Below are 6,888 nucleotides of genomic sequence, written 5' to 3' on the forward strand. Positions count from 1 at the left end.
GGAAGGGGTCCATCACCGCGGCCGCGCACGGGAGCTCTTCGGCGGTTGCGGTCTTGAAGCCGGTGAACCCGTCCATCGCGACCACCTCCACGGCGTCACGCCACGCCTGTGGCCGCTCGGCGAGCCAGGTCTTGAACGCGGCCTTGGACCGGCCTTCGACCATGTCCAGCAACCGGAGGCGGTCCTGCTCGCCTTCGAGCCGGTAGCGGTTGGTGGTGAGGCGTTCCAGTTCCCCGGAGGCTGCAGCACGCACTCAACCGCCACGCGATGGTCGGTTCGATGGGCCGGGTCGGTGCCGCCGGGGACAACGCTGCCAGGGAGAGCTTCTTCGGCCTGCTGCAGGACAACGTCCTGAACCGACGGCAGTGGGCCACGCGCGAGGAGTTGCGGATCGCGATCGTGACCTGGATCGAGCGGACCTACCATCGCCGCCGACGGCAGCAGAGACTCGGCACGTTGACCCCCATCGAGGAGGAGACGATGCTGAGCCCAGCAGTCACTCAGGCTGCCAAACAACTGTCACCTATCCGTGCAGCAGACCCCAGTGCTTGAGGTGGTCATCGACGAGTCCGACGGCGACTGCATTCAGGGCCGAGGTGATCGCGCTGATTTGGGTGGGGATGTCGATGCAGTAGGTGTCTTCGTCGATCATCCGGTGGATGCCGCGGGCGTGGTGGTCGTCATGATCTGTCTCTCACGTTTCAGGAGCGGTCGAGGATGCGGTTGGTGCTGGATTCGGGTGTGAGGTCGAGGCGACGCAGCAGTTGCGCGTTGAGGGCCACCACGACGGTGGAAGCCGACATGAGGATCGCCCCGACGCTCATCGGCAGCACGAATCCGATCGGTGCGAGAATTCCCGCCGCGAGAGGCACAGAGATGAGGTTATAGCCAGCGGCCCACCACAGGTTCTGCTTCATCTTCCGGTAGCTCGCACGCGACAGCTCGAAGACCGACAGCACCGAGCGTGGGTCCGAGCTCGCGAGGATGACCCCTGCCGAGCCGATTGCGACATCGGTGCCGGCGCCGATGGCGATGCCCACATCGGCCTGTGCAAGGGCCGGAGCGTCGTTCACGCCGTCGCCGACCATCGCGACCTTGCGCCCCTCGCCCTGCAACTCGGCGACCTTGGCAGCCTTGTCCTCAGGGCGTACGCCGGCGAACACACGGTCGATGCCGAGATCCTTTGCGACAGTGTCAGCGACTGCTTGGGCGTCTCCAGTGATCATGACGACCTGCGCGCCCTGAGCGTGGAGGGCATCGACCGCGTCACGAGACTCAGGCCGGACCTCATCGGCCAGGCGTAGTGCACCGATGACCGTGCCGTCGGCGAGAACATGGAGGATGATTGCCCCTTCCTCTCGCCACTGGTCAGCTATCGGCAGTTCGCTGGCCGAGTGCTGCTGGAGCAGATAGGGGCCGCCGACCTCGACGACCGTCCCGTCGATGGTGGCCTTCACGCCGACCGCCGGAGAAGACGAGAAGTCCGAGGCCTTGGGCACCTGGACTTCTCGGGTGCTGGCGGCTCCGGTGATCGCTCGGGCCAGGGGGTGTTCGCTGTCGGCCTCGGCGGCCGCGGCCAGGGCGAGCACCCGCTGTTCGTCGTGATCGTTCGCGGTGCCGATGGCGGTGACGGTGGGCTCGCCCTTGGTGAGAGTGCCGGTCTTGTCGAAGAGCACGGCGTCGACGGTGCGCATGGACTCCAGCGCGAGCCGGTCCTTGATGAGCACGCCGCCGCGGGCGGCGCGCTCGGTCGCGATCGAGACCACCAGCGGGATCGCGAGGCCCAGGGCGTGGGGGCAGGCGATGACGAGCACGGTGATGGTGCGGACCACCGCGTCGTCGGGAAGACCAATGAGGGACCATACGAGCGCGGTGATGACGGCCGCGCCGAGGGCGAACCAAAAAAGCCAGGCCGCGGCGGTGTCGGCGATGCGCTGGGCGCGGGAAGAGGAGGCCTGGGCGTCGGAGACAAGTTTCTGGATGCCGGCCAGGGCGGTGTCCTCGCCGGTGGCGGTGACCTCGACCCGCAGCCCGGAGTCGGTGGCGATGGTGCCGGCGACGACCTGCTCGCCCGTCTCTCGGCGCACGGTCTTGGATTCCCCGGTGACCATCGACTCATCCATGCTGGCGCTGCCATCGACGATGCGTCCGTCCGCGGGCACCGAGGCGCCGGGCCGGACCACCACCACATCGCCGACAGCGAGGTCTGCGGGGGCGACTCGCACGATGTTCTCGCCGTCGACCTTCTCGGCCTCATCGGGCAGCAGGGCGGCCAGGGAGTCCAGGGCGGAGGTGGTCTGGGCCAGGGAACGCATCTCGATCCAGTGGCCCAGCAGCATGATGACCACCAGCAGAGCCAGCTCCCACCAGAAGTTGAGCTCGTCGCTGAGCAGGTGCAGGCTCGCGCCCCAGGAGGCGATGAAGGCGACCGTGATCGCCAGCGCGATCAGCAACATCATGCCGGGCTTGCGGGATCGGATCTCGCCCAGTCCACCGGTGAGGAAGGGCCGGCCGCCCCACACGTACATGATCGTGCCCAGGGTCGGGGAGACCCAGCGCACCCAATCGGCGTTCGGGAGGGGGTAGCCGATGAGGTGGGCGAACATGTCGTTGAAGCCCACGACCGGGATCGCGATGACGAGCATTATCCAGAACAGCCGCCGGAACTGGCCGACATGATCACCATGCCCGCCATGGCCACTATGACCTGCGTGGTCGTGGCCGCCGTGATCCTCATGGTCGGCTTGGTCGTGGCCGCCATGAGACTGGTGTGCCGAGTGGTCGCCGTGCGAGTGGTGGCCGGCGTGCTCGTGCGCTTCAGCCTCGGCGGCCCCGTGGTGGGTCTGCTGGTCGTTCACGCTCTGTCCGTTCCTTCATGCCCGGTTCGTGTCAGTCAGGAAGCGGGCTGGATCTCGCTGTCGACGACCCACTTGTGGTTGGTCATCTTCATCCCGTCGGCCTCGTAGTCGACGACATAGACGGTTTCATCAGTCGAGGACGCGATCGTCGCCGTCGCGCCGTCCATGCCCTCCATGTGGTCGGCGGTCACCGTCGCCTCGGTGCCGTCGTCGAGACGGGCGTCACCGGCGCCGTCGAGCTCTTCCTGGACGACCCACTTGTGATCGGTCACGGGATCTCCGCCGTCGACCGGGGTGTAGTCGATCGCGTAGGTGTAGGTGTCGTAGGCGCCGACGATGGTGGCTCTGGCACCGTTCATGCCCTCCATGTGGTCGGCCGTCAGAGTGACTTCAGTGCCGACCGGGTATTCGGGGTCGGTGGCCTCTTTCATGCCCTCGGGGACCGGGCCGCCGTCGGCGGGATGCTCCATGCCGTCGTGGCCCCCATGCCCGCCTTGTGCGTCCTCGCTCTGCGATGGAGTTCCTGCCTCGTTGTTCGCGGTGGAGCAGCCTGCCAGGGCGAGGCTTCCGCCGAGGATGCCGGCGGCGACGAGGATGCTGATGCGTCTGCTCATCTCAATACTCTCCTTTCGGTGTGAACCGACCGGCTCTGGTGCGCCGGGTACGGGGTGGTTCCGCGCCTCCCGGTCGAGAGGCGCGGAACCATGTCCACGGGCGGTCAGGCCGCGTTGGCGTAGCGGTCGGGGCGGGCGCTGACCTCGATGCCGGTCTCGCCGGCGATCCCGGAGACCTCGGAGCGGATCGCGCTCTCGCAGTGCCCGCAGGTCACGCCGGTCACCCGGTACTCGGTCGTGGTCGTCGCGCTCATAATCCGAACGCCCTTGTTTGTGTACGAGATCTTCAGGCTATACCCCATGGGGGTATGGGTCAACGGGTAGATGCGTCCTCGGGGGTCTCCTGGGCCTGCCCGGCGGGGCGGACGTGACGCAGTCGGGTTGCGGCGATGAGTGCCGCCATGGCGGCGATAACGGCCGGGACGATCGCGCCGTGTTCAGTCCGCCGGTGAACGCTGCCTGCCGCGCCGACCAGCTGCTCGCCGAGTGCTCCTTGCAGCTCGCCTGCGGAGACGAGTGCGCCGTCGACGCTCATGACTCAGTGGGCGCCCATGAGCGGAGCGGTACCCCTGATGATCCCGACGGTGCGTGCACAGAGTGCGGCACTGGCGACCATCTGGGCACGGCGATGGCGTGCGTGCTCGCGCTGCTGATCATCCTCATGGTTCTGGCGCCACCACGGCTGCTGCCCGGATGGATGCACGTACCCTTCAGATCTATCCTGCGCGTCACTCAAGCGACCCTCGACACAAAAGAAAACGGCTCATCCGATCTGAGGGTGTAGTCGTGGTCTGAAGCCGCCGGCTTCGAGGAGGGATCGGGCGACGTAGTGGGTCAGGTTGCGGAAGCCGAGGGCGGACCCTCGGAGGTGCTCGAGGCGGCCGTTGATCGCCTCGGTCGGGCCGTTGCTCGTGCCCGGCAGGTCGAAGAATGCGAGTACGTCTTCGGCCCGCTTGGTCAGCGTCCGCCCGAGCGTGACGAGCTCGCTCAGGGCGGTGGGAACGCCACGGGTCACCGAGTCGATCACGGCGGTCATCAGTGCCCGGCCTTCGCGCCGGTCTGGGTGGCGGTAGGCGGCGATCATGCGTTGGTAGATGCCCCAGGTCGCCTCGACCTCGACGTGCTCCTCGTCGGCGAACAGGGACTCGATCCTGCGGGCCTGCTTGTCGGTGAACAGGTTGGCGCCAGTGTGCAGGGTCCGCCGCGCGCAGTAGAGCGGATCGCCGGCCCGGCCGCGGTGGCCGTGGAGATCTTGCTGGACCCGTCGGCGACAACGGTCCAGGGCGTCACCAGCGAGCCGGACCACGTGGAAGGGATCCATCACCGCGACCGCGTCGGGGAGCTCCTCGGCCGCAGCAGTCTTGAACCCGGTGAACCCGTCCATCGCCACCACCTCCACCCTGTCGCGCCATGCCTGGGTGCGGGCAGCGAGCCAGGTCTTGAAAGTGCTCTTCGATCGCCCCTGGACCATGTCGAGCAGGCGTGCTGGACCCGTCCCGTCGCGGATCGGGGTCAGATCGATGACGACGGTGACGTACTTCTCGCCGCTTCGGGTATGGCGCCAGACGTGCTCGTCCACTCCGACCACGGTGACGCCGTCAAACCGGGTGGGGTCATCTATCAGGACCCGTCGGCCCTCGGCCAGGACCGCGTCATTGGCGGTGTCCCAGGCCACTCCCAGAGCCTCGGCCAACCTGGCGACAGTCAGGTGCTGGGTCACCAGGGCAACCAGCGCCCAGCGCACCGCTGCCCGTGAGAGCTTCGCCCGTGGCTCGGCTGCGCCCGTGGTGTCCTGGCGCCACACCCGCCGGCACGCCTGACAGCCGAAGCGACGCACCCGGATCAGCAGCGTGGTGGGCCGCCACCCGAACGGCTCATGCGCCAGCTGACGGGTCACCGTGCCCCGCGCGGCGCCCTCGGCCCCGCAGTGCCGGCAGAACGCGTCGTCATCGCCCGCGACCACCCGGCATTCCAGCACCGCCCGGTCAGACTCCACGCGCTGGCCAACCGCAACGAGACCAAGCTCGTCCAGGCGGGCGAAGGTCGTCAGATCAGGGGCATCAAAGGTAAGTTCACGCACGTCGAGGTCTTCTGGTCGGGTCGGTGTAGGAACCCCCATCATCAGGGGACCTCGACCCCTACCTCGACCCGGTCACATCACCACTGCTACACCCTCAGATCGGAAGAGCCGTTATGATAAGCGAGGATGACCTGTCCACCCTCGAGGCATCCAACGGGACCGAAGCGTCACGACTGTTCCTTGAGCAGATGATCCTCCACCATGAGGGAGCCGTCAAGATGGCCCGGATCTAAGTCGATGACGGTAGCAATACCGAGGCTGTCGAGCTCACGCAGACAATCATCGATTCGCAAACGACCGAGATCCAGGAGATGGAAGACCTCCTGGCCAATCTCTAGCGAGTCACCAGGGTGGGTGCCGGACGCGCTGGATTCGGCACCCACCGGACCCGACCGACCCTCGCATGACTCGAAGGAAAAACGTTATGCCATGCCTCCTTTTATCGCGACGCCGCAGCGCCCTTGCAGCCGTCTTCGTTGCCATTCTGGCTCTCGTTCTTGCTGGATGTGCGATCACGCCGTCCGGCCCCGCACCGTCATCGGTCAGCAGCCAGACGAGCGAGCGCGAGTTCCTGGCAGATCACGGCCTATCCGGGCTGGATGTCAGGCAGGTCATCGAACGACTGGACACGATGCCCGTCCCTGACCGGCCGACCGATCTGCTCGCGTCGGTGCAGCCAGAGGCGCTCGTGCTCACCGACGATCAAGAGCGTGAGACGCGCCTGCCGTTGCCAGAGGATGAGGTCTACATCTCGATCGCCCCCTACCGGGACCAGACCCACGACTGCTACTTCCACAGCCTGACTACCTGCCGCGGTGAACTCGCTAGCGAAGAAGTTCAGGTCACGCTCACGGGTGCAGACGGTGAAGTGATCATCGATGAAGCGCGCCAGACTTACGACAACGGCTTCATTGGTCTCTGGGTGCCGCGCGACACCGAGGTGAACCTCACTATCGAGCACGAGGGTCAGGAGGCGAACGCAAGAATCTCAACGATGAACGAGGACGCCACTTGCATCACAACCATGCGGTTGCAGTGACTTCGCCGGCATGCCGAGATTGTCGCGCTACGCCGAACGCCGGGAATCGGAGGACACTCCGTGAGGGTCCGAAAGTAGGGACGCTCTGAATGCCCTAATTCCTGTCGCTCTAGTTGTGATGTCCAGGGACGTTGTTGCGTGACTCGCTGACAGGTGAAGGCCTCCTGTTGCGAGAGTGGAGCTGTCTAAGAACCGCTGCACGCACCCAGGAGGCCTTCGTGTCCCACGATAACGGGCTCTTCGGAGTTGAGCGTGGGTCATGGGGTGAGTCCTCCGCCGATGAGGAGCATGCGGAGT

The 6,888-nt window shown here is 66.3% G+C and carries 7 protein-coding genes and 3 pseudogenes; 3 read left to right on the plus strand and 7 right to left on the minus strand.

What is annotated here, in order from left to right; genetic code table 11:
• Positions 1-175, minus strand: a pseudogene (locus ACFFHC_RS03795) (transposase); the annotation flags it as partial.
• A 59-nt stretch (positions 176-234) separates the two neighbouring features.
• Between ACFFHC_RS03795 and ACFFHC_RS03800 the strand changes: the two are divergent.
• A pseudogene (locus tag ACFFHC_RS03800) lies at positions 235-552 on the plus strand (integrase core domain-containing protein); the annotation flags it as partial.
• Here ACFFHC_RS03800 and ACFFHC_RS03805 read toward each other — a convergent pair.
• The 6 genes and pseudogenes from ACFFHC_RS03805 to ACFFHC_RS03830 form a co-directional block, all read right to left on the minus strand.
• Positions 545-670 (minus strand): annotated as a pseudogene (locus ACFFHC_RS03805) (metal-sensitive transcriptional regulator); the annotation flags it as partial. The pseudogenes ACFFHC_RS03800 and ACFFHC_RS03805 sit on opposite strands and share 8 nt — an antisense overlap.
• A gap of 31 nt (positions 671-701) precedes the next feature.
• Positions 702-2,645, minus strand: a complete 1,944-nt coding sequence (locus tag ACFFHC_RS03810; RefSeq protein WP_379803231.1) for a heavy metal translocating P-type ATPase — start codon at positions 2,643-2,645, stop codon at positions 702-704.
• A 248-nt stretch (positions 2,646-2,893) separates the two neighbouring features.
• Positions 2,894-3,472 (minus strand): YdhK family protein, encoded by a 579-nt coding sequence (locus ACFFHC_RS03815; protein WP_379803214.1) that lies wholly within the window; start codon positions 3,470-3,472, stop codon positions 2,894-2,896.
• A 104-nt stretch (positions 3,473-3,576) separates the two neighbouring features.
• Positions 3,577-3,726, minus strand: coding sequence for a heavy-metal-associated domain-containing protein (locus ACFFHC_RS03820; RefSeq protein ID WP_379803217.1), 150 nt, complete (start codon positions 3,724-3,726; stop codon positions 3,577-3,579).
• Between the two features lie 59 nt (positions 3,727-3,785).
• Positions 3,786-4,007, minus strand: a complete 222-nt coding sequence (locus tag ACFFHC_RS03825; RefSeq protein WP_379803220.1) for a hypothetical protein — start codon at positions 4,005-4,007, stop codon at positions 3,786-3,788.
• Positions 4,008-4,235: 228 nt separating this feature from the next.
• Positions 4,236-5,552, minus strand: coding sequence for an ISL3 family transposase (locus ACFFHC_RS03830; RefSeq protein ID WP_379803222.1), 1,317 nt, complete (start codon positions 5,550-5,552; stop codon positions 4,236-4,238).
• 113 nt (positions 5,553-5,665) lie between these two features.
• On the opposite strand from ACFFHC_RS03830, the gene ACFFHC_RS03835 reads away from it, so the two are divergent.
• A complete protein-coding gene (locus ACFFHC_RS03835) occupies positions 5,666-5,785 on the plus strand; it encodes a DUF305 domain-containing protein (RefSeq protein WP_379803225.1) in 120 nt (39 codons plus the stop codon).
• Between the two features lie 170 nt (positions 5,786-5,955).
• On the plus strand, positions 5,956-6,591 hold the full coding sequence (locus ACFFHC_RS03840; protein WP_379803228.1) for a CueP family metal-binding protein: 636 nt from the start codon (positions 5,956-5,958) through the stop codon (positions 6,589-6,591).
• Positions 6,592-6,888 lie beyond the last annotated feature (297 nt).

Source organism: Kytococcus schroeteri (genome assembly GCF_042433515.1).
GTDB classification, from domain to species: domain Bacteria; phylum Actinomycetota; class Actinomycetes; order Actinomycetales; family Dermatophilaceae; genus Kytococcus; species Kytococcus schroeteri.

Excerpts from the sequence above, each read along its gene's own strand:
- ACFFHC_RS03815 (WP_379803214.1), bottom strand. The coding sequence starts at position 3,472 with ATGAGCAGACGCATCAGCATCCTCGTCGCCGCCGGCATCCTCGGCGGA.
- ACFFHC_RS03835 (WP_379803225.1), top strand. The coding sequence starts at position 5,666 with ATGATAAGCGAGGATGACCTGTCCACCCTCGAGGCATCCAACGGGACC.
- ACFFHC_RS03840 (WP_379803228.1), top strand. The coding sequence starts at position 5,956 with ATGACTCGAAGGAAAAACGTTATGCCATGCCTCCTTTTATCGCGACGC.
- ACFFHC_RS03810 (WP_379803231.1), bottom strand. The coding sequence starts at position 2,645 with ATGCTCGTCATCGCGATCCCGGTCGTGGGCTTCAACGACATGTTCGCC.
- ACFFHC_RS03820 (WP_379803217.1), bottom strand. The coding sequence starts at position 3,726 with ATGAGCGCGACGACCACGACCGAGTACCGGGTGACCGGCGTGACCTGC.
- ACFFHC_RS03825 (WP_379803220.1), bottom strand. The coding sequence starts at position 4,007 with ATGAGCGTCGACGGCGCACTCGTCTCCGCAGGCGAGCTGCAAGGAGCA.